Genomic DNA, 25794 nt, shown 5'->3' on the forward strand with positions numbered 1-25794 from the left:
GAAGAACACGAGGTTGATAGGCTCGGGGTGGAAGCGCGGCAACGCGTGGAGCTGACGAGTACTAATCGGTCGAGGGCTTATCCTAATGACAACGGATGGCCAAGATGTTTCAATCTTTCACCAAACGCTTTGGTCGTATCGCCTTAACAGGCTTTACGGTTCGAGTCAGCTAAAGCTGCTCGATTTCGCATCCAGTTTTCAAGGCGCAAGCCTTGAACCACATGACTTCTGGTCTGGTGGCGATGGCGGAGGGGTTCCACGCGTTCCCATCCCGAACACGACCGTTAAGACCTCCAGCGCCGATGGTACTTGGACCGCAGGGTCCTGGGAGAGTAGGACGTTGCCAGGCTGAAGTCATTCATACCGCAGTCATTGATGGTATTGGATTCATGCTCTCATAGCTCAGTAGGTAGAGTGCATCCATGGTAAGGATGAGGTCACCGGTTCGATCCCGGTTGAGAGCTCCATCTTTCCGACGCCATACATGGCCCCTTGGTCAAGCGGTTAAGACACCTCCCTTTCACGGAGGTAACAGGGGTTCGAATCCCCTAGGGGTCACCATTCATACGGAGGCTTAGCTCAGCTGGGAGAGCATCTGCCTTACAAGCAGAGGGTCGGGGGTTCGATCCCCTCAGCCTCCACCATCTATACAATTTGGCTTACCGTTGGGGATTAGCCAAGCGGTAAGGCAACGGACTTTGACTCCGTCACTCCTAGGTTCGAATCCTAGATCCCCAGCCATTCTTGAGCGAGCCATTAGCTCAGTTGGTAGAGCACCTGACTTTTAATCAGGGTGTCGTAGGTTCGAGTCCTACATGGCTCACCAGTTTCACAAACGTGCGCGTGTGGCGGAATTGGCAGACGCACCAGACTTAGGATCTGGCGGGCAACCGTGGGGGTTCAAGTCCCTCCACGCGCACCACTTATACGCGGAAATAGCTCAGTGGTAGAGCATCTCGTTGCCAACGAGAAGGTCGCGGGTTCGAATCCCGTTTTCCGCTCCATATGCGCCCTTAGCTCAGCTGGATAGAGCGTCAGACTACGAATCTGAAGGCCGGGAGTTCGAATCTCTCAGGGCGCGCCATTCTCACTTTACATCATAATCATCGGGACGTAGCTCAGCTTGGTAGAGCACCTGGTTTGGGACCAGGGGGTCGCATGTTCGAATCGTGTCGTCCCGACCATTTTAATTATCGTGGGAATGACTTGCGGGTGTAGTTCAATGGTAGAACTTTAGCCTTCCAAGCTAATAGCGTGGGTTCGATTCCCATCACCCGCTCCAGTTTTTAAATGATCGAGAAGCCTTGATACATAAGGCTTCTTTTTTGTATATACACAGCCCTGGAGCTAATGCTCCAGGGCTTATTTTAAGTTCATGGGTTAGAGGCGGCCGGCGGCCAGGGTGCGAGAGCGTGAATAACAGCAAATCGATAGTTACTTTCGAGAAACCAAGTGAAGTGGAAGAAATAACAATCAACCGATAGTTATTTGATCATACATGTGCGGATTTATAGATTAGGGACTGAAATAAATGCAAATCGTTGTTATTCGGTGATGACAGCTTATCTGTAGACGAATTAAATGCAAATCGTTGTTATTTTACTTCAGGAATTGAAACGTCACCGACTTGTTTGCGCAACGAATAGCTCGGCAACGCTTAACGGTTCGAAAATGACGATATGCTTGTCCCCTACATACGCGTATAAACCGTACCGGTCTTTATACCGATCGATCGCGGATTGCAGGAACTCTTCCGTTACGCCAAGAAAGTCCGCAATCTCGTGGCGTCCCTTCACTCTGGCTAGGAAGGCGTCGACGATCCCTTCTAATGGAACAAGGCGCTCGTATGCCCATTGCCGGGCACGCAGTTCTTGTTTGCGGTTACGGACATCCGTCTGATCGAGAATGTTGCCGGTCGTCGTATAGTAATGACCAAGTTCTTCCGCGAGGATGCATGCTTTCTCTGTGTTAGTCGGAATCGCACGGTTGATCCAAACGGTGCGTTCGGCGTACAAGCCTTTCGTAGCAGGGAGCAGCGGCATCTCGTGAACGTCGATCCTTCGTTGCCTTGCCTCCTTTAGCAGGCTTTCATAGTGCATTCAATCGCTCCCTTGTTCGTTCCTCTTCATCCGGACGAAATGCTTGAACCGTTCGATCTCCGCAAGCTCTTCGTCGGTCCAGACGTCGCCGTCATGGTGCGCGGCTATCGTGTCAGGTTCTCGACGATCATCTTCGTTGGCCATATCCCCGAGCTGTTCCACGGTGATCCCTAAAGCTTGGCAAACTTTAACGACGTTAACGACAGAAGCCCTTGCCAGTCCCCTCGTCAGCATCGATTGAAGCGTCGTCGGAGGCATGCCGATCTCTTCGGCGAACGCCCTTCGGCTGCCTCTTTTATCGATTAGCTCCGCTAATATTTCACCCATCCGTTCCATGTTCACATTCAACACATCCCAAAAACGAAATATACGAATATTCGTTCGTTCTTACATCCTACAACAACTGATTCGCATTGTAAACAATGAAATGAACGCTTTTGCGTTCAAAATACAAAAAAATAGTTGACATTGAACGCAATTGAGGTTAAATTCGAAAATACAGTATACGCAAATGCGTTCAAAAAAGAGTATGGGGGGCGATACATGATGACATGGGTTAAAGAACTGCAGCGACAATACGTTGCCGGCCGCCGCAAACTGGAGAAATACAGAGAGAAGCTACTGGCCGAAGAACCTTCGGAAACGGTCATACGCGAGATGGAGATCGTCAAAGGAATGATCGCGGATATGAGCTATGCCATCGAATGGATGCGTTCCGGGCGGCAACCGAATTCGGCTAGAGGAGCGGATATTCGGGACGCGTACAAGCGCTCGGTCTTAATGGATATGGACTTGATACCGAATGCTCCGCCGCAACAGGAGTCCCGAATAACGGAAGAGCAAAAAGCGGAAGTGGCGAAATTGTTGCTCAAGCTGTCCGAAAGGGAGCTGCAATGTTATTTGCTCCATATCAGTCAGGGATTGAGTTTCTCGGAAATCGGCAAGGAGCTGAAGCTGGCGAAGAGCAGCGTGCAGCAATTCGTTACGAGAGCGAAAGCCAAGGTGGCCCAAGCGATTTGAGCGTTCTTGTCGTACGGCTGACGTACGAATCGGCATTAGTGTATAGGAGGGTGAGTAACCGACTCTCCATCGGCCCTGTCGCAAGGCATTAAACTAGGCATGCTCGCCGGCGGAGCATAAACGCCTTCGTATAACTGGCACTTCCAGTATAAAAAGGACGGAGGAGAACGTGGATGGATTGGTTAAAGGATTTGGCAAGGTCACATGGCATCGCCGACCCGAGGGTGAACGAATTCGTCAACCGTATCGGTAAGGAGCTGCCGAAACATTTGATTCCGAAGCAGCGGTACAACGCTTTGAACGAATCCAAGAAGAAGGTCGTCGAGCGGCTCCGCGAACGCGACAAGCAGTTGGAAGAGCTGCAGGCTTCGATCGATTCGAGCAAGACGCGAAAGCTTCGCATGGACAAGCTCAGAATCGAAAATAAGCGTTTGAAAGAAAAGTACGAGTCGGAGATTCGCCAACTGCGGCTGTTAACGGCGCTGCTGATTGCGATTGGCGGCTGCTGCCGCGAGCCGACCGAAAGTTCGAGGTGAACGAGTGGACATAACGATCAACGACGTGTACGGCGGCGTCATGGGAGCGCTAGACGAACGTTTTCCAAGCGTACCGCACCAAGGTGAAGATGCCGAACCGCAAGCCGATGGGGAACGGTTCCTTATTACACTGTCCCCCGTAGAGCAAGCGCGTGCGATAGGACCTAGACGCTTGAGAAGCTATCGGTTCGACATTCAATACATCGCGCCGGCAGGGAGCGGATACGAAGCGATCTTCGATGTGATCGAGCTATTGTTCGAATGCATGGAGCAGATCGAGGTCGGAGGCCATTCGATACGCGGTTCGGACATGCGATATGAATTCACCGAAGGCAAAATGCATTTTTACGTTACTTATCAACTCCATATGCGCGTCGAATCGGCAAGTCTGCCATCGATGCAACGTATGGATCAGGAGGTTTCCGTTATATGAGCGAGCTAGCGCGCAACGCGTCGGAGGACGCGGCATACGGCAAAGCGCAGTTGCTGACGGCGCGGCGATTCACGCCTCAGCAGAAAGATTTGTTATCGGCATTGCTTGAAGAGGACAAGACTTACACGGTGAAGCAAGCCGAGCAGTTGATTCGCACATTCATGCAGAGGAAGGTGTCTTAAGATGGCGGGAGGAAATTGGACGGTACAAAATAAAGTTCGCCCAGGCGTATACGTGCGTTTTGCTGGAGAGGGACAACCGGTTGGAACGATCGGGGAACGAGGGGTTACGGCGTTGGCGTTAGAGCTTCCTTGGGGACCGGCGAAGACGTTGCTCGAAATTCGGGCGGAGGACGATGTTCGCACGTTGCTAGGTTACGATCTGACGGACGCTTCGCTCCTGCTCGTGAAAGAAGCGTTGAAGCGCTCAAGAACGCTATTGCTGTATCGGCTTAACGCCGGAACGCAAGCGACCGCGACTCTTGGCAATTTAACCGCCACGGCGAAGCATGGAGGCGTTCGCGGCAACGATCTGTCGGTCGCGATTCAAGTGAACGTGGACGACGCCGCCAAGTTCGATGTCGCGACGCTGCTGGACGGCGTTGTTGTAAACACGCAGATTGCCGCCGTCGTCGCGGATCTTTCCGCCAATGATTGGGTATCGTTCAGCGGTACCGGCAGCCTTGCGGCGACAGCCGGCGTTCCGCTTACGGGCGGGGCGAACGGTACTGCGGCCAACGGCGACCATGCGGGTTTTCTGGCAGCGCTGGAACTTCGAGATTACCATACGGTTGCCTACGCGGGAACGGATGCGACGCTCAAGGGCGTATACGCGGCTTTCGTCCGCAGGCAGCGAGAGGACGAAGGCAAGAAGGTTCAAGGCATTATGGCCGACTATCCGGTAGCTGACCATGAGGGAATCATCAGCGTCAAGAACGGCGTCGTGCTTGCCGACGGAGCGACTCTAACGGCGGCTCAAGCAACCGCATGGGTTGCGGCGGCGACTGCCGCGGCAGGCGTAAACGAATCGCTGACCTACGCCAATTACGACGATGCGGTTGACGCATCGCCAAGGTATACGAACAGCCAGACCGAGGCGGCATTGCTCGCGGGAGAAGTCGTATTCACCGCCGGCAACGGAAGAGCCTACGTGGAGCAGGACGTGAACACGCTGAAGAGCGTGTCGGCGGATAAGCCGGCCTCGCTCCGTAAAAATCGCGTCATTCGCGTGCTGGATAGCGTAAGCAACGACTGCAAGCGTATTTTCGAGGCGTCCTATGTCGGTAAGATCAGCAATAACGCCGACGGTCGCGGCTTGTTCCAAGCCTCTGTCGTGTCTTACCTCGAAAGCCTGCAGCGCCTGGGCGCGATTCAGAACTTCAACGCGCGCACGGACGCCGCCGTTACGGCGGGGACGGACGCGGACAGCATTCTCATCGATGCGAATATCCAACCGGTCGATTCGGTTGACAAAATTTATATGCGCGTTAACGTGCGCTAATCAGGAGGGTGATGCGTAATGGCATTGCACGCGAGAGACACCATTTCCGGCCAAGAAGGCCGGGCTTACGCCACGATCGGTAACGAACAACACGAGATGTTCTATATCAAATCGCTGGAAGCAACCGTGGAAAAAGCGAAAGTGGAAGTGAAGACGCTCGGCCGCCGGGGCACGCAACATAAGTCGAACGGCTGGAACGGTACGGGAACGATGACGGTCTATTATGTGACTTCTCGCTTCCGCGAACTGATGAACGAGTATGTTCGGGACGGTAAAGATACCTACTTCGATATTCAGGTCGTGAACGAGGATCCGAATTCGTCGATCGGCAAACAGACGGTCACGCTTACGGGCGTAAACCTGGACAGCGTCATCATCGCCAAGCTGGATACGGAGGCGGATTTTCTCGAAGAGGAAGTCGCGTTCACGTTCGAAGGCTTCCATATTCAAGAAAGCTTCATTAAACCATCAACCGTATAACCGCCTAATCGGCCGGTTCCAGAGGAGGAGAAAGAACGATGTCCAGCTTAAGCGCATTTTTCGCGCAGAATGCCCAAGCGGCGCATGTAGAGGAAGTTATCGTGTCGAGCCGGTTCAAAGACGCGGAGGGCAAACCGATTCCTTGGCGATTGCGCAGCATGACCGAGGAAGAGAACGAGTCGATCCGCAAGTCCGCGACGCGTCAAGTGAAGTCCAAAGGCGGTAGAACGACGGAAGTGAACGGGGACGAATACATCGTCAAGCTCGTCGCGGCCAGCGTCGAATTCCCGAATTTGAGGGATGCCGAGTTGCAGAAGTCGTACGGCGTGCTCGGTACGGATCGACTGCTTCGCGCGATGCTGCTTCCCGGCGAGTACGCGCAGCTCGTGAATAAAGTCCAAGAAATCAACGGCTTCGATCGCGATACGGAAGAATTGATCGAAGACGTAAAAAACTGATGAAGGAGGGCGACGCCGAGGCGAATTACGCCTACTACGCCCTCCACGAGCTTCATATCCTGCCGCACGAGCTTATGCGAATGAATCGGTACGAGCAAGCTGCGATATACGCGATGATCGACGAGCGCGTGCAAGCGGAGAAACGGAAAATGAAATCGGCGAAGAGGCGGTAAGGCAGCCTCTTCGTTGTCTATAATCATGGCTTACGCCGTGCGGGAAAGGAGATGAGGAAATGACAACGATCAATGCATCGTTGAAAACATACGAGAAGCTCTCTCTGTCGATGACCCGGATACAAATGAATATGGGCGCAATGGAGAACTCCGCGAGAAAAATGAAGTCTGCGTTCGAATCGCCAATTCGGATGTCTACGGACGTATCCGCTATGGAAGCATCTTTGACGAGGGTTACCGAGATGCAGGCGAATGTCGAAGAACAGTTGAGTGCAAGCGACTCTGCGGCGAAGGGGCTATTGGGAAGGTTCAAAGGTATCGCGTCGACGGTATTCTCGATGGACAATATCAAAATCTTGCTCGGGGCAACGCTAGGCGGGGCGATGGAGCAGCAAAAGTTGCTGGATGCGTTCGTAGCCCGTACCGGCGATGCGCAAGTCGGAAAAGCGTTGTTCGAGCAAATAAAGTCGGAAGCGCTGGCTGCGGGGCAGGACGTGAACGAGACGATGAAGAACACGCTCTCCTTCATGGGGAATATTGACAACACGGACCTATTAAGCCAATTGAATGCGTTCGCGTCGCGTATGGCTGCGTTCGATATGTCGGGTGGAGGCATTTCCGCGGCGGCGGAAGCGCTGAAAGAAGCGATGGCCGGCGATGCCGGCGCTCTTGCGTCGCAGTACAATATTCCGCAAGCCGAAATCGACGCTTCCAATATCGAAGCGCTCGCGGACGCGGGAGATATGGACGGGTTCCTGCAAGCGTTCGATACGTTGCTCGAGAAACAGAATATGGGCAAGGAAGCGTTCGATCAGATGATGGCTAGTCCAGCCAATCAAGTCGATCAGCTCGGAAACCGGTTCAAGTCGGTTATGGCGGATGCAGGAAGCGGGGCGCTTCAAGCAATAGGTCCAATCGTAGAGCAATTAAATGAGCTCCTCAGTTCACCTGCTGGTACAGCGTTCTTTCAAATGCTAAACGAAGGGCTGCAGCTCGCGGGACAGGCTGCCTACTGGTTGATAAGCGCGCTGGCAGGTATAGGAGATTTGTTTGAGAGTCTTTATGGCGTGATTGAGCCTGTTCTATTCATGGTGGGGGGCGCTTTCTTATTATGGGCGGTTACGCAGATCCCCGCGCTTATAGGGCAATTAAACGCGATGCTCATTAAGCTGTGGTTAATGGTAGAGCCGATTCTTGCCCAGGCAGGCGCTTGGCTAGTCGCCAATTGGCCGATCTTACTCATTGGCGCATTGATCGGCTTCCTAATCTACTGCTTGTACAAGTGGAGCGATACGACGTCCGAGGTTCTTGGTATTGTAGGCGGAATCTTTGGGGTGTTGTTTGCGTTTCTCTTTAATCGGTTTGCCTATTTCGCGAACATTGTGCTCTCGGTTGCCGAGTTCTTCGTTAACGTATGGAGCGATCCGATCTACGCCGTTAAAAAGCTATTTTATGACTTGGTCATTAATGCGCTAAGCTACCTGAACAACTTGGCCAAAGGCGTGGAGAAAATCATTAATGCGATACCGGGTTTGAAAGTCAACCTAACAGGCGGAATGGACAACATTCTGCAACAGTTAGAAGACGCCAGGGACAATTTGAAGAGCGATAAGGACGTCGTTAAACTCAAACGCTTCGAGCAAATCGATTATGGAACCGCATTTGACGTAGGGCAGGATATGGGCAAGAAGTTTGGCGACAAGGCGGCAAGCGGCCTTCATGGGCTCGTTGATAAGGCAAAAGGGATGTTCGGTCCATCCAGTATCGGAAAAGATACGGAGAGGAATATGAACATCGGCAAAGTCGACGAAGTCGGTAAAGTCAATTCGACGGTCGAGATCTCAAGCGAAGATTTGAAGGTCATTCGCGATTTGGCGGAGATTCAGTCGATCCAGAACTTCGTTACGCTGACGCCTACGGTCAACGTCACGACGGGACCGGTCAGCAAGGAAGTGGACGTGGACGACGTCATTCTGAAGATCGGCGCGCGCGTTAGCCAGGAAATTGAATCTTCGGCGAACGGCGCATACGCTGGCTAGCGATATTGCATATCGGATCAAGCAGCAAGCGCTCCTAAGGGGGCGCTTTTTATTATGCCGGAGGTGAGGCAATGGCAGCACAATACGAGATAAAACCATTCACGATGGCGCTATCGTACAACAATGCGGATGAGGGGTGGTTTATTCCCGTACTTCCGGAGGAGATCAAAATCGAGCGCGCCGGAGCAAGCAAAGAATACAACATCGTCGGGTTAGGACGCGTGAACGCGATCGAGGAGCCGGAGCTTAGGAAAATATCGATCGAGAGCTTCTTTCCTTCGGATTCATCCGCGCCGTACGTATATCGGTTTATTCCACAGTCGGCAACCGACGGCAACGGCATCGCGGATCACTTGAAGAAAGCCGAAGAGGCGGTTGCGTTCAAGCCGCACCGATTCGTGAAAGATATTACGAGTTGGATGTCATCCAAGCATCCGGCGCGATTCATTTACGTCGGACAGGACACCGAGGACCACATGTCCATCATCAACCTCCCGGTCTCGATCGACGGGTTCGACTATTGGGAGAAAGCAGGTTCCCCGGGCGACATCTATTTCAAGCTCGATCTGGTCGAGTACGTATTCTACAGTCCGTTCAGAATCAAGACGGTCGAACAGGCGGACGGATCCAAGAAGCAAGTTAAAGAACCGGAGAAACGCGCCGATGATCGAGTGCCGCAAATGACTTATACGATTAAGCCCGGAGACAATCTGATCAAGATCGCGCGAATGCAGCTCGGGGACGATTCGAGATGGCGGGAAATCCAGAAGCTGAATCGGATCGCCGACGGCGAGCTTCGTTCGCTTCGCATCGGCCGCGTGCTGCAGCTTCCGCCGAAGAAGAGGTGACGGGAAGTGAGTGCTTTTCGCGATTTAGAAATTACCGTGGACAACAAAAACGGGACGCTTTGGGATATGACGCGGCTCGTGCCGCAATTCGACTGGAAGACGAGTCGTGCCGGCAAGCCCGGATCGCTCGATATGACCGTCGTGTTTCCGCCGGCGTGGCAGTCATCGGGCTTTAGCATCGGTTGCGGAGACGTTATTCGCATTCGGATGGACGGGAAAGATTTTTTTTACGGTTACGTATTCTCCATCGACAGCTCGGACGAACGAGAGTATCGGCTTACGGTATACGATCAGATCCGCTACTTGCTCGAGACGGATTCTTACTTCGCGACGAACGTCAAAGCATCGCAAGTCGTAATCGATAACGCGAAAGCGATGGGACTCGCGGTCGGTCACGTGACGGATACGGAGTTCGCCATTCCGAAGTTCGGCGAGGCGGGTCAGAAGCGGCTTGACATGATCTACAAGGCGCTTGATCAGACGCTGCTTTCGAAAGGAACTTCGTTCGTGCTCTACGATGACGCGGGAAAGCTGACGCTTCGGAATTTGACGGAGATGCGAGCCGACGTCGTCATCGGCGATACCAGCTTGGCTTACGGCTATTCGATCTCCAGAAGCATCGATTCCGAGACGTACAACAGGATTAAGCTCGCGCGGGAGAACAAGGAAAAGGGGAAGCTGGAAGCTTACGTCTACGAAGACAGCGGCACGATCGCCAAGTGGGGGCGGCTCCAACTGTTTCAGAAAATCGACGACGGTCTGAATGCCGCTCAGATCGAAGCGATGGGGAAAAGGTTGCTGGAGCTGAAAAACCGGGAGCAGCGCAAATTTTCGGTCGAAGCGATTGGGGATGTATCCATACGCGCCGGATCGGTCGTCCAGGTCACGATCGCGGAACAGGGAATTAATCAATACTATCTCGTCGAGGAATGCAAACACCATTTTCAGGGCGGCAGCCACACGATGTCGCTGGAGTTAAGGGGGTAAATCGGTGCTGAACGAAATTAAACGCGCGGTCGGCGCGTACTTGCAGTCGCAGCAACTGATGGACGTCGTGTATGGCGTTGTTACAAGATCCGAACCGCTGGAGATTACGATCGATCAGCGGTTCGTGCTGTCGGACGCCTTCTTAGTCGTTCCGGAGCATATGACCGCTCTAACCGTGACAATCGCAGGATCGGAAACGGTCATTCGCCGCGGGCTCGAGGCGGGAGACAAAGTAGCGTTGTTGAGATCGTCGGGAGGCGGACAGTACGTCGTCGCGGGGAGGTTGACGGCATGAGTTTGCCGGTTGGAGCCGCCTTGGCGGCGGAATGGAACGTTCAGCCGATGCCGAGCCGAACGTATCGGATAGATTGGGCGCGCGGAAGGGTGATCGGCATGGTCGACGACCTGGAGGCGGTTCGGCAGCAGGTGTATAAAATTTTGCGAACGGAACGTTTCAGGCACGTCATTTACTCGGGTAATATCGGGCATTCGATTCGGGTCGGGTTCGGTTACCAAGCCGAGCTGCAGACGCTTGTCGCCGAAGCGTTATTGGTCGACGACCGGGTGAAGGAAGTGATCGACTTCCGGACTAGCGTAAGCGGTGATGCGATCGAGGTTGGGTTCACGGTCGTCACGATCTATGGAGCAACGATGATTCGGGGGGTGATTTGACTTGTACGAAGGACAATCTTTCGAGGCGATTATGGAACGAATGCTGGGGAGAATACCGGACTCGGTGGATAAGCGCGAAGGCAGTGTAATATACGATGCGTTAGCGCCTGCGGCTTGGGAAATGAACCTGCTGTACGCGGAATTGAATACCGCATTGAATTTAGCGTTCGGAGACACGTCGTCCGGCGGTTATCTCGACCTGCGCGCGTCCGATCGCGGCGTTACGCGCAGAGCGGCCTCGCATGCCAAACGGCAAGGACTGTTCTATACGGACGGGTCGCTGCCGTTCGACGTGCCTTTGGGCAGCAGGTACGGCATTGCCGGCGATTACTACGTCGTAACGGAAAAGCTGGAGTCGGGGCAGTTCGTGATGGAAGCCGAAACGGCGGGCGAGAGCGGCAATCAGAAGTTCGGAGCGATGTTGCCCCTGGATTACGTTCCGGGATTGGTAAGGGCAGAATTGGCGGAAGTGCTCGTGCCCGGTCGGGACGAGGAATCGGATGACGATCTGAGGGTGCGCTATCTTCAAGCCGTTAGGCAGCCGGCCACAAGCGGGAACGTCTCGCATTACAAGCAATGGGCATCGGAAGTAGCCGGTGTAGGCGCTGTCCGCGTCGCATCATTATGGAACGGGCCGGGAACGGTCAAGCTCATCGTCGTCGACGCCGACCGGCGACCGGCAACGCCGACGCTTGTAGCCGACGTCGCGGAGTACGTGGATGCGATGCGGCCGATCGGCGCCGAAGTAACGGTCGTATCCGCCGCAGGGTTGGAGGTTAGCGTCGCGGCTATCGTAACGCTGGCATCGGGTTACGCGACTCAAGACGTACGGAGCGCCTTCGAGGAAGCTTTGACGGGATACTTAAAGGCGGCGGCTTTCGAGTCGACCTACGTGAGCTACGCGCGAATCGGGACGTTGCTGCTCGGTACGCCGGGCGTCATCGACTACTCGGTACTGACCGTGAACGGCGGAACGGTGAACGTTGCGCTGGCGGACGATCAAGTGCCGGTCGTCGGCACGGTCGAACTGGAGGTGTAAGGCGATGACGCAGGCTATGGGGGATCTATTCGGCGTTTCTCCCGTCAACTTAATGGAGTACTTGCCCCCGTATTATGAAGAAATTCTCGAGTTCAAGAAGATCATGTCCTCGGAGGGAGAGGAGCTCGAAGCGCTTCGAAGCGAGAAAGAGTCCGTGCTGGCGCAGATGTTCCTTCCGACGACGACGTGGGGAATCGAGAGATGGGAGAGGGAGCTCGGTTTGGCAATCGAACCGGCTAAGCCGATCTCATGGCGACGCGAGCAAGTCTCGGCGAAATTGCGCGGAAGCGGGACAACGACAAGAGAGATGATCGTTCGATCGGCGGCCGCGTTCAGCGGCGGCGAAGTCGAATTGGTCGAATATCCGGACGAACACCGGTTCGTCGTTCGCTTCGTCGGCACGCTCGGCATTCCGCCCAATATGGCGGGGTTCGTCCGCATGTTGGAGGAGATTAAACCCGCTCATTTGGCGTACAGCTTCGAATACACGTACACGGCCTGGGGCGCCCTTCCGGAGATGAGCTGGGGCGAAGCTTCGGGATTGACGTGGTACGAATTAAGAACCTATGGAGGTGCGACGTAATGTTGTACACGACGAATCTGAATCTCAAAAAGCCGGAAAGCACCGATACGGTGAACGTCGAAGATTTTAACGGCAACGCCGACATTCTCGACGCCGCCTTGCAAGGGAAGGTCGACAAGGCGGCAGGCAAGGGGCTGTCGCAAGAGGATTACACGACAGCGGAGAAAACAAAGCTTGCGGGAATCGCGGCAGGCGCGAATCAATACGTCCACCCGAACCATACCGGTGACGTAACGAGCAACGGCGACGGCGTTACGGCGATCGCGCCAGGCGTCATCGTGAACGCGGATATTAACGCATCGGCCGCCATCGATGCGACCAAGATCGCAGACGGCACGGTCGACAATGCCGAGTTCGGCTATTTGAACGGAGTCACGGGTCCGATCCAATCCCAGTTGGACGCCAAATCGGCGGTAAGCGACTACATTCGTCAGCCAGGTTATGCCGCGGCAACCGGCTCCGCTAACGTTTATGCGGTTACGCTATCGCCTGCTTTGGCGGCTTACGCTGCTGGAGTGTGCGTCGCCGTGAAGATCAATGTCGCCAACACGGGGGCGTCGACGCTTAACGTCAACGGGCTCGGCGCCAAAGCGATCCTTGATAGCAAAGGCAATGCGATGACTGCGGGTAAGTTGAAGGCGGATAGTATCTATACGCTGCGCTATAACGGCACGGCTTTTATTGTGCAGGGTGATGGTCCGGATGAAGCGTCGGATATTCTGGGAAAAATCAAGACCGTTGATGGTGCGGGCAGCGGGTTGGATGCGGATACTGTTCGCGGTAACGTTTTAAGGCATTTTCACCAACCTGACAATTGGGGTCTTGAGTCTTCAGCGCCTAGTGCATACTCAAAAGGACAAACGATGTTTTTTGTTAGCGCTGACGTTGGGGCACACGGCTTTCCCAATACTTACGGGACTGTTGTTGTAATTAAAGGATTTGCTGACGCTTCTGTGGGCGCAATCCAATATTTTTACCCATATAATCAAGATGTCCCTATAAGGTATCGCTACGGTATATATCCTGCGAACGCTTGGACGGAATGGAGAACCCTATGGGATAGTTCTAGTTTGAGAATAATCGCTGGAAATCTTGAAATGAATGACGGAACGGGGTGGAAGCCAGTGGGGGGAAATGCTTATTATTCTTCAAGTGATAGTGTTTTAGAATCAGACGCAACGGAGCGTACAACAACTGCATCTTCTCCTGCTGGCGTGTTGGTCTATAAATTTACACCAAAGTTTAATGGTGAAATTAAAGTTACTGCGGATATACGACAAACTGGTGGTAATGGGAGTGTTAGGGCAAACTTATTTGCTTACGTGTCTGCTGGTACTACAGACGCAAAAGATTTTGCAGCATTAAATACATCTATTCCGATAGGTACAGCATTAAATTTTGGCGGTTTGAGTGGCTATGGAGGTATTGGTTCTACTCTTACTAATCTTTCGACCACGTATACTAGTGTCGGTACAACGTACTTAGTTACCGCAGGCAAACCTATTTTTTTAGTTCTTAATAGTAATGACGGTAGCACGGCGACAAGTGTTTATGTGCGCAATATAGCTATCAAGGGGACTATCGTACGATACTAAGTGAGGTGAGAAGTTATGAAAGCTATCATTCTTTCAGGATCTTATATTATCGGGTATCATGAATCACCGGACATCGAGGATTTTGAAGCGCTTGGGGCGCAATACGAGTTGGTTGAAGAAATCCCCGAAATCATATTAAACACGCCAAGGGGTATGAGAGTCGTACGAAGTGAATCCGGCACGTATGAGTTGGAAGATATTCTGCAACCTGCATCAACGCCCGAGCAAGAGATCACACAGCTTAAAATGGATAATTTGTCCCTAAAGCTTGCGCTAGCTGAACTGGCCGCAATTATCACCGGAGGTGCGGATTAATGGCAAAAATCTACTACGATCTCATTACAGCCGGACAGTGGCAAATCGAGAACGTACCGATTCGCTGGCGGTCGGCAGTACAAACGTTACTCGACGCAGATATCCAAGAGGGCTCCGCATAAGCGGGGCTCTTTTGGATCATGGGGGTGGTGAATAAAGTGGGCAAAGAACAAACGGTTGCAAGCGCGATCGGGGCAGTGGCGTTGCCTATCTTTGAATTTCTCTATGGCGAAGGAACGGCGGTCATGGGGGCGGTTATCGCGGTCGCGTTCTTTATCGGGATGGACTGGTTGTCCGGATCGGCAGCGTCACGCAAGGATAAGACCTACGCTTCGCACTATGGGATTGACGGCGTATTTCGAACCTTCTTCATGCTGCTCCTTCCGGCTGGCGGACATTTTCTCGACAACATCATGTCCAGTCCGGGGATCTTATTCGGCATTCTCGTCGCGGGATTGCTCCATCATACGATAAAGTCGATGACGGCGAATGCAATCAGAGCAGGTTGGGCCGATTGGCTGCCGGTAGGCATTCTTGAGAAAGTTACGGTTTGGGTCGAATCGGAAATCGAATCTAAGATCGATCGCGCCTTCAAACGACAAATCGATAGGAATAGCAGCCACTGATCCATGCTCATTTGCTGTATCTTTTCTCACCTTCCTCACCAAAAACGATAACCTTCGTAGAATAGAATTAATATACTCGTTACTGAGGTGGTTACTGATGGCAACCAGAGGAATCGATTGCGCGCAACCGATACCGGCCGCCACCGCGAAAGCGATCGCGGCGCAGGGATATCGATTCGCCGCGAGGTATTTAGTGCCCGCCGGTTATAGATGGAAAAGGCTAACGCGCAAGGAAGCCGAAGGCATCACGGCTGCGGGTATGACCATTATCAGCGTGTTCGAGACGACGGCTAACAGACCGGCGGGCGGTGCGAGCAACGGACGAGCAGACGGACGGGCGGCTTTCAAAGAAGCGACCGACATCGGGCAACCCAAGGGAACGGCGATCTATTTCGCCGTCGATTACGACGCGCAGCCGAACGATTATGACAAGATCGAGGCTTATCTCCGCGCGGCTGCAGCGGAACTCGGGCAGTACCGGACAGGCATATACGGTTCGTTCGCCGTCATAGAAGAGATGCGAAGGAGAGGCGCAGCCCGGCATTTCTGGCAGACGTACGCCTGGAGTCGCGGGCAGAAGTCCGCAAGCGCCAACGTGTGGCAGCACAAGAACGGCGTGACGGTCGCGGGCCATCCCGTTGATCTGAACGAATCGTATGGCAACGAGGGTTGGTGGAACACGGAAGCTTCGGAAGGATCGAATGGTTCGGATCGTTCGGAAGAATCGGGAGGAGAGGATGAATACATGATGAGCCCGGAAGACGCGGAGAAAATTATTCGATTCCTCAGCGCGGCATGGAATACGACGGAGCATCAGGAAGCGCGCGATGAGTTTCACCGGCTAGCCAACGAAGTTCGCAAAGCGGCGGGGGTCCCGCCCCAGCCGTAGTACCAAGGGGGACTTCTTCGAAGTGATTCGGAGAGGTTCCTTTTTTTATGAAAATGGAGATTTCTGACGAGCAATGTAGTATGATATTAAGAAGGACTTTTTGGCGTTGAAAGCTTATGTTGGGGTGAAACAGATGACGGAATTAGCCGCTAGCGGGCGTTCTCCGTCCAACCATCTGCTGCGTAGGGATGTACGCTTTCTAGGTAACATCTTGGGTGACGTGCTCGAGCATCAGGGTGGACGCGAACTGCTGGAACATGTAGAGAAAATTCGTGAGATGAGCAAGTCGCTCCGTGCGGAATCTTCGCCGGAGCTTTACGAGGAATTCATGAATACGATCAAGACGCTTGAACCGGGAATTAGGCACAGCGTCATTCGTGCGTTCGCGATTTATTTCCAACTGGTGAATATCGCGGAGCAGAACCATCGTATTCGCCGCAAGAGGGATTATGAGCGCTCGGCGGGAGAAGCGGTTCAACCGGGCTCGATCGAGAGCATCGTTCAAGAGCTGAGAAGCAAGAACTTGCCTGTCGAAGAAGTGCAAGAGATTCTTCGCGATATATCGCTTGAGCTTGTCATGACGGCGCATCCGACCGAAGCGACACGCCGTGCCGTGCTGGATATTCATAAGCGCATCGCCGACGAAGTGATGGAGCTCGACAATCCTACGCTGACGTATCGCGAGCGCGAGAAGCTACGGGAGAAGCTGCTGAACGAAGTGCTCACGCTGTGGCAGACGGACGAGCTGCGCGATCGCAAACCGACGGTGCTCGACGAAGTGCGCAACGGGATGTACTTCTTCCATGAGACGCTGTTCGAAGTGCTCCCGGATGTATACGAAGAGCTTGAACGTTGCCTGGCGAAATCGTATCCGGACGAGAAGTGGCACGTGCCGACTTACCTTAGATTCGGATCGTGGATCGGCGGCGATCGCGACGGCAACCCATCGGTTAAGGCGGATATTACGTGGAAAACGTTGCACATGCAACGGAACCTCGTCATTTACAAATACGAGAACATCATTAAAGCGCTTATGCGTCAGATGAGCTTCAGCACGACGATCGTGAACGTAAGTCCAGAGCTGCTGGAATCGATCCGTCAGGACGCGGAGCAACTGGAGCTTCGGACGGTCGAAGCGTGGACGAACGAGAAGGAACCGTACCGCGTGAAATTGACGTACATACTTCAGAAGCTGCAGAACATGCGCGAGGACGATTTCAAGGATGCGAACAAGCGCTACCACAAAGTAGAGGAGCTTGTCGCCGATCTAATGCTGATCGATCGCAGCCTGCGACATCATTACGCCGATTACGTAGCGGATACGCAACTGAAGAAGTTTATTCGCCAAGTCGAGCTGTTCGGATTCCATCTCGCCGCGTTGGACGTTCGTCAGCATAGCCAAGAGCATGAGAACGCGATGTCGGAAATACTTGCGAAAGCAGGCATTACGAGCGACTATCCGTCGCTTAGCGAGCAAGAGAAGATCGACCTGCTGCATAAGCTTCTCGGCGATATGCGTCCTCTGCTGCACGAGACCGCTGAATTGAGCGAGATGACGAAGGAAGTTCTCGACGTCTATCGCACGATCGGGCGCGCGCAGGCCGAATTCGGACGCAATTGCATTTCCAGCTACTTGATCAGCATGACGCAAGGCGCCAGCGACCTGCTGGAAGTCATGGTGTTCGCGAAGGAAGCCGGTTTGTTCAGACGCAATAAGGACGGCAGCATTACTTGCACGCTGCAGGCGGTGCCGCTCTTCGAGACGATCGACGACTTGCACGAGGCGCCGGCGATCATGAAGACGCTGTTCGAATTGCCGATCTATCGCGAGACGCTTCAAGCGATGGGCAATCTGCACGAGATTATGCTCGGATACTCCGACAGCAACAAAGACGGGGGCATGGTAACGGCGAACTGGGAGCTGCGCGTAGCGCTTAACGATCTGACTCGCACGGCGAAGGAATACGACGTGCGCTTGAAGTTCTTCCATGGCCGCGGAGGCGCTCTCGGTCGGGGAGGCATGCCGCTTAACCGCAGTATTCTCGCCCAGCCGCCGCATACGATCGGCGGAGGCATCAAGATCACCGAGCAAGGGGAAGTGCTGTCCTCCCGTTACTCGATGAAGGGTATCGCTTACCGCAGCTTGGAGCAAGCGACGAGCGCGCTCCTCCTAGGGGCTTACTTGTCCCGTTACCCGACGCAAGAGAAGTCTTCCGAAGCGGAGTGGGAGACCATTATGCGCGGCATTTCCGAGGATGCGCAGACGAAGTATCAGGATCTGATCTTCCGCGATCCGGGTTTCATGACGTTCTTCAAGGAGTCGACTCCGCTGCCGGAAGTCGGGGAGCTCAACATCGGTTCCCGTCCTGCCAAGCGCAAAGGAAGCGACCGCTTCGAGGATTTGCGCGCGATCCCATGGGTGTTCGCGTGGACGCAAAGTCGCTACTTGCTGCCGGCATGGTACGCGGCGGGCACGGCTTTCCAGAAGTTCATAGGCGAAGATGCTTCGCGCCTTGAAGTGCTACGCGTCATGTACCGCGAGTATCCGTTCTTCCGTTCGCTCGTCGATAATCTGCAGATGGCGCTGGCGAAAGCCGATCTGACGATCGCCCGCCAATACGCGGCGATGATTCAAGACGATACGATCCGCGCGAGGATCTTCACGCAGATCGAAGAGGAATACGCGAGAACGAAGGACATGATTCTGCAGATTACCGGACAAGAGGACATCCTCGACAATACGCCGGTTATCCAAGAGTCGATTCGTCTGCGTAACCCGTACGTCGATCCGCTCAGCTATTTGCAGGTTCAACTGCTGGCCGAGCTGCGCAGCCTGCGCGCGCAGAATGGCGACGACGCGGAGCTGCTCCGCGAGGTGCTGCTGACGATTAACGGAATTGCCGCCGGTCTTCGCAATACCGGCTGATCCTACGGACATAAAGCAATCAGGCTCGGGTGCATACCTGAGCCTCTTTTGCGTAAAAGGCGGGTCTATCCTTTATGAATCGTACTTATATGTGGGCGGTCGTTCTCGTCTTAATCGGGGCGAGCAGCTATGGGTTCAGCTCATCCATCTTTAAGCTGGCTAACGAGGATGGATGGAGTTCGGCTCATCTTACGTTCACGCAGGTGTTGGCTGGTACGGCGATGTTATGGCTTGTTACGGGCGTTCGGTTTCTGCGAAGGCGGAAGGCAGCCAGCTCCGCGTACGCCGGAGTAAGGCGTTCTTGGCTGAAGCTGACTTTGATCGGCATCGTCGGGCTCGCCATGACGACGATGTTATATAACGAAGCGCTGGCGCGGATCGATGCGTCGCTGGCGATCGTCTTGCTTTTTCAATTCACGTGGATTACCATTTTGCTAGAAAGCATTCGCAAGCGCGCATGGCCGAAGAAGCCGGAGTGGCTGGCCATGCTCTTCATCGCGGCGGGCACGGTACTGGCGGTAGGGTTGCTCGAGCACGATCTGAGCGGGCTCGACCGCGCGGGCGTTGCGTTCGGTTTATTGTCCGCGGTGACGTACAGCCTATTCTTTTTCTTGACGGACTTCTTGCCGCCGGAGCTAGACTCCATTTCGAAATCAACCGTCATGTCCACCGCATCCTTCACTTTCGTTGCGCTGCTGCATTTTCCGATTGACTTCGCATGGGGAGACGGCGGCTCGATCATCGGGTGGGGGCTGTTGCTCGGATTGTTGAATACGGCTGTTCCTTTTATTTGTTTCAACGCAGGCATTCCGAAGCTGGGGGGCGGCCTTGCCGCATTGCTCGGCTCGATGGAGCTGCCTGCGGCGGTCATTACCGCATTCCTCCTGCTGGGCGAACCGCTCACTTGGTGGCAGGCAGCGGGCGTCGCGCTCATTCTTATTGGGTTATGGGCCGCGCAGAATCGTACGAACGAAGTCGTTAAAGCCGGCAGGGAAGGTGAGGATTGACTTTGAAGCCATTGGAGACGCGGCTAGCGAGATTGGCCCGGAAGGGCGATCAGCGCGCGTTCGCGGAGATCGTGGATTTATATAAGGACAAGCTTTATCACCTCGCTTATCGGATGACGAGCAATCGGCAAGAGGCGGAGGACGTCGTTCAAGAGACGTTCTTGCGGGTGTATAAGAACTTGGACCGGTACGACGAGAATCAGAAGTTCTCGACTTGGATTTACCGCATTGCGACGAACCTATGCATCGATCGATTGCGCAAGAGACGCGCGGTATACTCGCTGGATGCGGAATCGACGGATCATGACGGTCTGGACGGCTATTCGATGATGCCTAGCGACGAGCGCACGCCGGAGACCGAGCTGATCTTGACCGAGACGCAGAAGCTCATTCGAGACGCGATCGAGACGCTGCCCGTTAAATATAAGTCCATCATGATCTTACGATACTTGCAAGACCTGTCCCTGCAAGAAATTTCCGACGTTCTGGACATACCGGTGACGACGGTGAAAACGAGAGTGCACCGGGGCCGGGAGTTCCTAAGAAAGAAACTGGAGCACAAATTGTAAGCTTAGGCGAATTAATTGAAACTTTAGAGGAAAGCCGAACGTACAGTATAGAAGCTACGATTGCGTGGGTTGTACTCACCGCTGAAGAAAGGGATGGCAGATATGAAATGCAATGCCGCCGTCGCGTCCATACACGAGTATCTGGACGGGGATCTGACCCGCGAAGAGATCAGCCGCCTGCAGCAGCATCTTCAAGGCTGTCCGGCATGCAGCTCTAGACTCGATACGCTCGAGAAGACGAATGCGTTATTCCAAGCGTTGCCGGCCGAAGCGCCTCCGTCTTATTTGTCCGATCGTATCATGAAGTCGTTGCCGAAGACGCGTCGTCCTGCCGCTTGGACGTCTTGGGTTCGCCGTCATCCGGCCGTATCGGCCGCGGCGATCTTCATGGTCGTCATGCTATCGAGTTTCGTTGCCATGTGGAATCAAGATAAGGAATTATCGGTGTCCGGAGATCTGGATCATGTCATTATCGAAGGCAATAAGGTTATCGTTCCCGCAGGCCAGCACGTCGAGGGCGACCTGACGGTCGTGAACGGGATCGCGGAGATCGACGGGGAAGTCGAAGGAGATTTGACGGTTATCGACGGCAGTTACACGCTCGCATCGACCGCGCATATCGCCGGAGAGGTCAAAGAAATCGACCGGGCGGTCGATTGGATCTGGTACAAAGTCAGTTCGTGGTTCGGTACGCTGGCATACGGGACATAAGGTAAGGTATGATGGACGTATGGAATTCGTCCGCTTGCGATTGCCTCTCTGGACGGCCAGAGAGGTTTTTTTATGTAAGAGACAGGATTTCTTGGCAACCGTAGAGAAAGATAAAAGGAAGGTTCGCTGTTTTTCGACACGAATCTCCAAGGTACACTAGAAAAATAACTAATCCAGCGCCGGGACGGGGGGCAAGCGTCTTGGACTATTTTGCCGGGCTGACTTTCAAGAACTCCATTAAAGATATCGTCGATGTCCTCATCGTCAGTTATATTATTTATCGGCTCATCATCATGGTGAGGGGTACCCGCGCGGTTCAACTGCTCAGAGGGATCCTGCTTCTTGTCATCGTATGGGCTCTTAGCACGTGGTTCAATCTGTATACGCTTAAGTGGCTGATGAATCAGTTGTTTCCTTTCGGCGTCGTTACGATTCTTATTATTTTCCAGCCCGAACTCAGGCGCGCGCTCGAGCAGCTCGGACGCGGCAAGCTGTTCTCAAGGTCGACGCCCGAAGAGCAGGATATCAGCCATCAGATTAACGAGGTCATTAAATCCGTTAATTATTTGGCGCCTAGAAGGATCGGGGCGTTAATCGTCTTCGAGCGGAATACGGGACTTAACGATTACATCGAATCCGGCATCAAGATGAACTCCACGCTTAGCTCGGAGCTGCTCAGCAACGTGTTCGTGCCGAATACGCCGCTGCACGACGGAGCCGTTATCATACGGGGCAATCAAATCATGGCTGCCGGCTGTTACTTGCCGCTGTCGGAGAATCCGTTCATCAGCAAGGAGCTCGGCACGCGGCATCGGGCCGCGATCGGCGTGAGCGAAGTGTGCGATGCGATCTCCGTCGTCGTCTCCGAGGAGACCGGACAAGTCTCCCTCGCGATTAACGGACAAATCGTCAGGGACATCAAGGAAGAATCGTTGATCTCGAAGCTGTTCGAGGAGCTGCGTCCGCAGTTCAAGACGAAAAATACGGAGTGGAAAGCGTTCTGGAAGCGGAAAGAAGGTGGCAACCGTGGATAGATGGTTAAATCACCCGACAATCGCCAAGCTGGTCGCTCTCGCTCTCGCTCTCTTAATGTGGGCAGTCGTGCATTATAATCCGGAGACGACGCCGAACACCGTAGCTTCGACGGCGAAGCAGAAGACGTTAACGCTTAACGTACAGCCATATGGGATGGACGAAAGCAATTTCGTTCTCACCGAGCTTAACCCGTCCAGCGTGACGATCAGAGTAAGCGCGCCGAATGCCGCCTTGTTCGCGAAGACGGAAAATTACAAATTGCAGGTCGACCTGAGACCGCTGGGCGCAGGCACGCATAGAGTGGAGATAGATGAGGTTCTGCCTAGAGGCGTCGATCTCATCGAGATGGAGCCTTCAACGGTTCAGGTCACGCTCGTCGCGCTTAAGACGAAAGAATATGAAGTCGAAGTCGTCACGGAAGGCAACCCGGCTAAAGGATTCCAAGCGGGCACGCCGATCGTAAAGCCTAGCAACAAAGTGCATGTTACGCTCCCGGATAACATGATGGACCAAGTCGCCAGCGTAAGGGCATCCATCTCGGTTGAAGGCGAGCAGGAGATGATTAAGAATAAAGGCGTTAAGCTGGCCGCTTACGACAAGAACGGCAAAGTGATCGAGAACGCGAAGCTCGAGCCTGCTGTCGTGGAAGTCGAAGTTCCGATTACTTCGCCGTTCAAGACCGTTCCGGTTCAATTCCGCTTGATGGGCCATATGCCTCAGGGCCTTAGCATCGCGTCCTTCAAGCCGGACGTGGAGCAGGCGACCGTATATGGACCTCAGGATGCGCTGGATAAGCTGGAGTTCCTCCATGCGGAGTTTTCGCTCGACGGCTTGAGCAGTTCAGGCAAGTATACGATTCCGCTGAAGATCGATCCTCCGCTCATCGAGGTGTCGCCGGTACAGATCGAAGTCACGGTCGAAGTCGTGCTTTCGGAGACGCGTACGCTGGAAGGCTTGCCGATCGTATTCAACGGTCTCGGCGAAGGGCTGGACGTTAAGATCGTCGATCCAGCTTCCGGAGTGGCGGATATCGTCGTCCAAGGCGCGCCGTCGATATTGGGCAGCCTTGAACCGGGCGACGTGGACGTCTACGTAGATTTGAGCGGGCGAGGTCCGGGTACGCATACGCTGCAGCTCAACGTGAATTTGGAAAGGTTCATGGAACAAGTCGGGGGAACGAACAGCATCACGGTGGAGATCGCCAGCGTTCCTGACGTCGATGCCGTCCCCGATGATGGCGCGGAGACCGGCCAAGGAGAAGGGGAGTCTCCGTCTGAACCTGCTCTTCGTTAAGCACAAGGTTAATGACAAGAATGAATGACAGAATGAAGGAGCAGAAGTCAGGCATATGGGAAAATATTTCGGTACGGACGGGGTTCGCGGCGTTGCCAATCAAGGCTTGACGCCGGAGCTTGCCTATAAAATCGGGCGTTGCGGCGGCGTAGTATTGGCGGGTCGTGCAGAGCGTCCTAAAGTGATCATCGGTTACGACACGCGGATTTCCGGCGCTATGCTGGAGAACGCGCTTGTGGCGGGGCTATTGTCGATCGGTGCGGACGTCGTTCGCCTTGGCGTCGTCAGCACGCCGGCGGTCGCGTATTTGACCCGAGTGCTCGGCGCGGAAGCCGGTGTCATGATCTCGGCCTCCCACAACCCGGTCGAGGATAACGGCATTAAGTTTTTCGGCGGGGACGGGTTCAAGTTGCTCGACGAGACGGAAGCCGAAATCGAGCGGCTGATGGATGCGGAAGAGGATCATCTGCCTCGTCCGGTCGGCGGCGCGATCGGCACGTTGACGACGGATTTGACGGCGAAGCAACGTTACTTGGACTATCTGAAGACGACGGTTACCCAATCCTTCGCAGGGCTCACCGTCGTGCTAGATTGCGCGCATGGCTCGGCTTACGAGCTGGCTCCGGATATCTTCCGCGAGCTTGGGGCGAAGATCGTCACGATCGGCGCGGAACCGAACGGTTTGAATATTAATGCGGGCGTAGGCTCGACCCATCCGGAGCTGCTTGCGGCGAAGGTGAAGGAGATCGGCGCCGACCTTGGACTTGCGTTCGACGGCGATGCGGATCGACTGATCGCCATCGACGAGAACGGCGAGGAAGTCGACGGCGACTACATCCTTTGCATTTGCGGCGACGCCATGCGACGCGCGGGTCGTCTATCCAAGGATACGGTCGTTACGACGGTCATGGCGAACCTCGGATTCTTCAAAGCGGCCGGTATGCTCGGGCTGAAGACGGCGAAGACGGCGGTCGGCGACCGCTATGTCATGGAAGAGATGGTGAACGGCGGATATAACTTGGGCGGCGAGCAGTCCGGACATGTCATATTCCTCGATTACAGTACGACGGGGGACGGCATTCTGACGGGCTTGCAGCTCGTCGATACGATCGTTGCCTCCGGCAAGAAGCTCGGCGAATTGAAACGGATGATGAGTAAATTCCCGCAAGTACTCGTTAACGTCAGAGTCGCGGATAAGTCCCGGTATCCGGGCAACCCGGCGATCGCGGAGGCGGTGAGAGCGGCGGAGTCCGAGCTTGGCGACAACGGCCGCGTGCTTGTTCGTCCATCGGGTACGGAAGCGCTCATCCGCGTCATGGCGGAAGGCGCGGACAAAGGCGAAATCGAGCGGCTGGTCGGCAACATCGTCGATGTCGTTCGCCGCGAATTAGCGTAGGTTAGAGGAGATCGGCATTTTCTTGGCATCGGCTGAGGGAATGTCGATTTTTTGATTAATATGGATGACAATGTCTGTCTTTTCCCGGGAAATAATCGCGAAACGGTTGCAACCCGATTTTAAAACGAATAAGATAAGGATTATATTCGAGAAGTGAAAGGCAGGGTAGCGGAACATCTTGCAACATAAGCGCCAGAACTTGTCGAGGGATAGCGGCTGATTCCAGGGCTGCGGGAAACGGGGACGGAAAAGCGTTTCTCGCGCGGCGCCCGGGAAGGGCGGCTGTCCGGCAGGCAAGTTGACGAGGTGGAGGTGTTCGGAACGTTCGGCGGGGACCTCCCGGCTTCGCATCGGAGCCGACAGTCGGAAGACAAATCGCTTAGGGCAACCAGGCGGACAATATTCCGATACGATGATGAGACGATTATGGATAAGAGATGTCCCCGGCGGACCGGATCCGGCCGCGAGCGGGCATGTCGTTGGGCGTTGGGGCGCCGCGTGAGCGTACCCCTTAGTTAAATACGGCTTGTGCGTCTTGTCAGGCAACGGGTTCGGTATCGCGGGC

At 54.3% G+C, this 25794-nt stretch carries 29 protein-coding genes, 10 tRNA genes and 1 rRNA gene; 38 read left to right on the forward strand and 2 right to left on the reverse strand.

Annotation, left to right across the window (positions count from 1 at the left end):
- The first annotated feature begins 232 nt into the window (after positions 1–232).
- The 11 genes from rrf to COHPA_RS0117205 all read left to right on the forward strand — a co-directional run bounded on the left by rrf (position 233) and on the right by COHPA_RS0117205 (position 1282).
- A 5S ribosomal RNA gene (rrf, locus tag COHPA_RS0117155) occupies positions 233–349 on the forward strand.
- Positions 350–391: 42 nt separating this feature from the next.
- Positions 392–467 (forward strand) — tRNA-Thr (locus COHPA_RS0117160).
- Positions 468–486: 19 nt separating this feature from the next.
- Positions 487–561 (forward strand) — tRNA-Glu (locus COHPA_RS0117165).
- Between the two features lie 7 nt (positions 562–568).
- Positions 569–644, forward strand: a tRNA-Val gene (locus COHPA_RS0117170).
- Between the two features lie 22 nt (positions 645–666).
- Positions 667–741: transfer RNA gene (locus COHPA_RS0117175), tRNA-Gln, on the forward strand.
- A gap of 9 nt (positions 742–750) precedes the next feature.
- Positions 751–826, forward strand: a tRNA-Lys gene (locus tag COHPA_RS0117180).
- A 13-nt stretch (positions 827–839) separates the two neighbouring features.
- Positions 840–922 (forward strand) — tRNA-Leu (locus tag COHPA_RS0117185).
- Positions 923–929: 7 nt separating this feature from the next.
- Positions 930–1004 (forward strand) — tRNA-Gly (locus tag COHPA_RS0117190).
- Positions 1005–1007: 3 nt separating this feature from the next.
- Positions 1008–1084, forward strand: a tRNA-Arg gene (locus COHPA_RS0117195).
- A 23-nt stretch (positions 1085–1107) separates the two neighbouring features.
- A tRNA-Pro gene (locus COHPA_RS0117200) sits at positions 1108–1184 on the forward strand.
- Positions 1185–1208: 24 nt separating this feature from the next.
- Positions 1209–1282: transfer RNA gene (locus COHPA_RS0117205), tRNA-Gly, on the forward strand.
- Between the two features lie 337 nt (positions 1283–1619).
- On the opposite strand, the gene COHPA_RS0117210 is transcribed toward COHPA_RS0117205, so the two are convergent.
- Positions 1620–2099 (reverse strand): ImmA/IrrE family metallo-endopeptidase, encoded by a 480-nt coding sequence (locus tag COHPA_RS0117210; RefSeq protein WP_027087395.1) that lies wholly within the window; start codon positions 2097–2099, stop codon positions 1620–1622.
- Positions 2100–2435: a helix-turn-helix domain-containing protein gene (locus tag COHPA_RS0117215; RefSeq protein WP_035121195.1), complete on the reverse strand. Its 336-nt coding sequence runs from the start codon at positions 2433–2435 to the stop codon at positions 2100–2102.
- 207 nt (positions 2436–2642) lie between these two features.
- On the opposite strand from COHPA_RS0117215, the gene COHPA_RS0117220 reads away from it, so the two are divergent.
- The 27 genes from COHPA_RS0117220 to glmM all read left to right on the forward strand — a co-directional run bounded on the left by COHPA_RS0117220 (position 2643) and on the right by glmM (position 25229).
- Positions 2643–3119 (forward strand): sigma factor-like helix-turn-helix DNA-binding protein, encoded by a 477-nt coding sequence (locus tag COHPA_RS0117220; protein WP_027087397.1) that lies wholly within the window; start codon positions 2643–2645, stop codon positions 3117–3119.
- Positions 3120–3292: 173 nt separating this feature from the next.
- Positions 3293–3655 (forward strand): phage scaffolding protein, encoded by a 363-nt coding sequence (locus COHPA_RS0117225; RefSeq protein ID WP_027087398.1) that lies wholly within the window; start codon positions 3293–3295, stop codon positions 3653–3655.
- A 4-nt stretch (positions 3656–3659) separates the two neighbouring features.
- Positions 3660–4088: a phage tail terminator family protein gene (locus COHPA_RS24560; protein WP_027087399.1), complete on the forward strand. Its 429-nt coding sequence runs from the start codon at positions 3660–3662 to the stop codon at positions 4086–4088.
- Positions 4085–4270 carry a hypothetical protein gene (locus COHPA_RS0117235; RefSeq protein ID WP_027087400.1) on the forward strand — a complete coding sequence of 62 codons (186 nt, stop codon included), beginning with the start codon at positions 4085–4087 and terminating at the stop codon, positions 4268–4270. Before COHPA_RS24560 ends, COHPA_RS0117235 begins: the two co-directional genes overlap by 4 nt.
- 1 nt (position 4271) lies before the next feature.
- A complete protein-coding gene (locus COHPA_RS0117240; RefSeq protein ID WP_027087401.1) occupies positions 4272–5588 on the forward strand; it encodes a phage tail sheath family protein in 1317 nt (438 codons plus the stop codon).
- 18 nt (positions 5589–5606) lie between these two features.
- The gene (locus COHPA_RS0117245) at positions 5607–6068 is read left to right on the forward strand and encodes a phage tail tube protein (RefSeq protein ID WP_027087402.1); all 462 of its coding nucleotides are present in this window, start codon (positions 5607–5609) and stop codon (positions 6066–6068) included.
- Positions 6069–6106: 38 nt separating this feature from the next.
- Positions 6107–6526 (forward strand): phage tail assembly chaperone, encoded by a 420-nt coding sequence (locus COHPA_RS0117250; protein WP_027087403.1) that lies wholly within the window; start codon positions 6107–6109, stop codon positions 6524–6526.
- Complete coding sequence (locus COHPA_RS25865) at positions 6526–6699, forward strand: hypothetical protein (protein ID WP_169733274.1); 174 nt, start codon at positions 6526–6528, stop codon at positions 6697–6699. The genes COHPA_RS0117250 and COHPA_RS25865 overlap by 1 nt, the downstream gene beginning before the upstream one ends.
- Positions 6700–6758: 59 nt before the next feature.
- On the forward strand, positions 6759–8738 hold the full coding sequence (locus COHPA_RS0117260; protein ID WP_027087404.1) for a phage tail family protein: 1980 nt from the start codon (positions 6759–6761) through the stop codon (positions 8736–8738).
- A 71-nt stretch (positions 8739–8809) separates the two neighbouring features.
- Positions 8810–9586 carry a LysM peptidoglycan-binding domain-containing protein gene (locus COHPA_RS0117265; RefSeq protein WP_027087405.1) on the forward strand — a complete coding sequence of 259 codons (777 nt, stop codon included), beginning with the start codon at positions 8810–8812 and terminating at the stop codon, positions 9584–9586.
- A gap of 6 nt (positions 9587–9592) precedes the next feature.
- Complete coding sequence (locus COHPA_RS0117270; RefSeq protein ID WP_027087406.1) at positions 9593–10573, forward strand: XkdQ/YqbQ family protein; 981 nt, start codon at positions 9593–9595, stop codon at positions 10571–10573.
- Between the two features lie 4 nt (positions 10574–10577).
- Positions 10578–10868 carry a DUF2577 domain-containing protein gene (locus tag COHPA_RS0117275; RefSeq protein WP_027087407.1) on the forward strand — a complete coding sequence of 97 codons (291 nt, stop codon included), beginning with the start codon at positions 10578–10580 and terminating at the stop codon, positions 10866–10868.
- Entirely contained in the window at positions 10865–11245 is a 381-nt protein-coding gene (locus tag COHPA_RS0117280) for a DUF2634 domain-containing protein (RefSeq protein ID WP_027087408.1), read from the forward strand. The genes COHPA_RS0117275 and COHPA_RS0117280 overlap by 4 nt, the downstream gene beginning before the upstream one ends.
- A gap of 1 nt (position 11246) precedes the next feature.
- Positions 11247–12284 carry a baseplate J/gp47 family protein gene (locus tag COHPA_RS0117285; protein WP_027087409.1) on the forward strand — a complete coding sequence of 346 codons (1038 nt, stop codon included), beginning with the start codon at positions 11247–11249 and terminating at the stop codon, positions 12282–12284.
- 4 nt (positions 12285–12288) lie between these two features.
- Positions 12289–12867 carry a YmfQ family protein gene (locus tag COHPA_RS0117290; RefSeq protein ID WP_027087410.1) on the forward strand — a complete coding sequence of 193 codons (579 nt, stop codon included), beginning with the start codon at positions 12289–12291 and terminating at the stop codon, positions 12865–12867.
- Positions 12867–14462 carry a hypothetical protein gene (locus tag COHPA_RS24565; RefSeq protein ID WP_027087411.1) on the forward strand — a complete coding sequence of 532 codons (1596 nt, stop codon included), beginning with the start codon at positions 12867–12869 and terminating at the stop codon, positions 14460–14462. Before COHPA_RS0117290 ends, COHPA_RS24565 begins: the two co-directional genes overlap by 1 nt.
- Before the next feature lie 15 nt (positions 14463–14477).
- Entirely contained in the window at positions 14478–14777 is a 300-nt protein-coding gene (locus tag COHPA_RS0117300) for a hypothetical protein (protein ID WP_027087412.1), read from the forward strand.
- Positions 14777–14899: a CD1375 family protein gene (locus COHPA_RS26280; protein WP_281173016.1), complete on the forward strand. Its 123-nt coding sequence runs from the start codon at positions 14777–14779 to the stop codon at positions 14897–14899. The genes COHPA_RS0117300 and COHPA_RS26280 overlap by 1 nt, the downstream gene beginning before the upstream one ends.
- Positions 14900–14935: 36 nt before the next feature.
- Positions 14936–15403 (forward strand): phage holin family protein, encoded by a 468-nt coding sequence (locus COHPA_RS0117310; RefSeq protein ID WP_051421862.1) that lies wholly within the window; start codon positions 14936–14938, stop codon positions 15401–15403.
- Between the two features lie 97 nt (positions 15404–15500).
- On the forward strand, positions 15501–16292 hold the full coding sequence (locus COHPA_RS0117315; RefSeq protein WP_027087414.1) for a DUF1906 domain-containing protein: 792 nt from the start codon (positions 15501–15503) through the stop codon (positions 16290–16292).
- Between the two features lie 133 nt (positions 16293–16425).
- Complete coding sequence (ppc, locus tag COHPA_RS0117320) at positions 16426–19218, forward strand: phosphoenolpyruvate carboxylase (RefSeq protein WP_035121209.1); 2793 nt, start codon at positions 16426–16428, stop codon at positions 19216–19218.
- 74 nt (positions 19219–19292) lie between these two features.
- Positions 19293–20225, forward strand: coding sequence for an EamA family transporter (locus COHPA_RS0117325; RefSeq protein WP_027087416.1), 933 nt, complete (start codon positions 19293–19295; stop codon positions 20223–20225).
- Between the two features lie 2 nt (positions 20226–20227).
- Positions 20228–20794, forward strand: a complete 567-nt coding sequence (gene sigW, locus COHPA_RS0117330; protein ID WP_035119598.1) for an RNA polymerase sigma factor SigW — start codon at positions 20228–20230, stop codon at positions 20792–20794.
- 102 nt (positions 20795–20896) lie between these two features.
- Positions 20897–21505, forward strand: coding sequence for a zf-HC2 domain-containing protein (locus tag COHPA_RS0117335; RefSeq protein ID WP_027087418.1), 609 nt, complete (start codon positions 20897–20899; stop codon positions 21503–21505).
- A gap of 200 nt (positions 21506–21705) precedes the next feature.
- Entirely contained in the window at positions 21706–22539 is an 834-nt protein-coding gene (gene cdaA / locus COHPA_RS0117340; protein ID WP_027087419.1) for a diadenylate cyclase CdaA, read from the forward strand.
- On the forward strand, positions 22532–23833 hold the full coding sequence (locus tag COHPA_RS0117345; protein WP_027087420.1) for a CdaR family protein: 1302 nt from the start codon (positions 22532–22534) through the stop codon (positions 23831–23833). The genes cdaA and COHPA_RS0117345 overlap by 8 nt, the downstream gene beginning before the upstream one ends.
- Positions 23834–23888: 55 nt before the next feature.
- A complete protein-coding gene (gene glmM / locus COHPA_RS0117350; protein WP_027087421.1) occupies positions 23889–25229 on the forward strand; it encodes a phosphoglucosamine mutase in 1341 nt (446 codons plus the stop codon).
- Positions 25230–25794 lie beyond the last annotated feature (565 nt).

This window comes from Cohnella panacarvi Gsoil 349 (assembly GCF_000515335.1).
GTDB lineage: Bacteria > Bacillota > Bacilli > Paenibacillales > Paenibacillaceae > Cohnella > Cohnella panacarvi.

Excerpts from the sequence above, each read along its gene's own strand:
- COHPA_RS0117210 (WP_027087395.1), bottom strand. The coding sequence starts at position 2,099 with ATGCACTATGAAAGCCTGCTAAAGGAGGCAAGGCAACGAAGGATCGAC.
- COHPA_RS0117215 (WP_035121195.1), bottom strand. The coding sequence starts at position 2,435 with ATGGAACGGATGGGTGAAATATTAGCGGAGCTAATCGATAAAAGAGGC.
- COHPA_RS0117220 (WP_027087397.1), top strand. The coding sequence starts at position 2,643 with ATGATGACATGGGTTAAAGAACTGCAGCGACAATACGTTGCCGGCCGC.
- COHPA_RS0117225 (WP_027087398.1), top strand. The coding sequence starts at position 3,293 with ATGGATTGGTTAAAGGATTTGGCAAGGTCACATGGCATCGCCGACCCG.
- COHPA_RS0117235 (WP_027087400.1), top strand. The coding sequence starts at position 4,085 with ATGAGCGAGCTAGCGCGCAACGCGTCGGAGGACGCGGCATACGGCAAA.
- COHPA_RS0117240 (WP_027087401.1), top strand. The coding sequence starts at position 4,272 with ATGGCGGGAGGAAATTGGACGGTACAAAATAAAGTTCGCCCAGGCGTA.
- COHPA_RS0117245 (WP_027087402.1), top strand. The coding sequence starts at position 5,607 with ATGGCATTGCACGCGAGAGACACCATTTCCGGCCAAGAAGGCCGGGCT.
- COHPA_RS0117250 (WP_027087403.1), top strand. The coding sequence starts at position 6,107 with ATGTCCAGCTTAAGCGCATTTTTCGCGCAGAATGCCCAAGCGGCGCAT.
- COHPA_RS25865 (WP_169733274.1), top strand. The coding sequence starts at position 6,526 with ATGAAGGAGGGCGACGCCGAGGCGAATTACGCCTACTACGCCCTCCAC.
- COHPA_RS0117260 (WP_027087404.1), top strand. The coding sequence starts at position 6,759 with ATGACAACGATCAATGCATCGTTGAAAACATACGAGAAGCTCTCTCTG.
- COHPA_RS0117265 (WP_027087405.1), top strand. The coding sequence starts at position 8,810 with ATGGCAGCACAATACGAGATAAAACCATTCACGATGGCGCTATCGTAC.
- COHPA_RS0117280 (WP_027087408.1), top strand. The coding sequence starts at position 10,865 with ATGAGTTTGCCGGTTGGAGCCGCCTTGGCGGCGGAATGGAACGTTCAG.
- COHPA_RS0117290 (WP_027087410.1), top strand. The coding sequence starts at position 12,289 with ATGACGCAGGCTATGGGGGATCTATTCGGCGTTTCTCCCGTCAACTTA.
- COHPA_RS24565 (WP_027087411.1), top strand. The coding sequence starts at position 12,867 with ATGTTGTACACGACGAATCTGAATCTCAAAAAGCCGGAAAGCACCGAT.
- COHPA_RS0117300 (WP_027087412.1), top strand. The coding sequence starts at position 14,478 with ATGAAAGCTATCATTCTTTCAGGATCTTATATTATCGGGTATCATGAA.
- COHPA_RS26280 (WP_281173016.1), top strand. The coding sequence starts at position 14,777 with ATGGCAAAAATCTACTACGATCTCATTACAGCCGGACAGTGGCAAATC.
- COHPA_RS0117315 (WP_027087414.1), top strand. The coding sequence starts at position 15,501 with ATGGCAACCAGAGGAATCGATTGCGCGCAACCGATACCGGCCGCCACC.
- ppc (WP_035121209.1), top strand. The coding sequence starts at position 16,426 with ATGACGGAATTAGCCGCTAGCGGGCGTTCTCCGTCCAACCATCTGCTG.
- COHPA_RS0117325 (WP_027087416.1), top strand. The coding sequence starts at position 19,293 with ATGAATCGTACTTATATGTGGGCGGTCGTTCTCGTCTTAATCGGGGCG.
- COHPA_RS0117335 (WP_027087418.1), top strand. The coding sequence starts at position 20,897 with ATGAAATGCAATGCCGCCGTCGCGTCCATACACGAGTATCTGGACGGG.
- glmM (WP_027087421.1), top strand. The coding sequence starts at position 23,889 with ATGGGAAAATATTTCGGTACGGACGGGGTTCGCGGCGTTGCCAATCAA.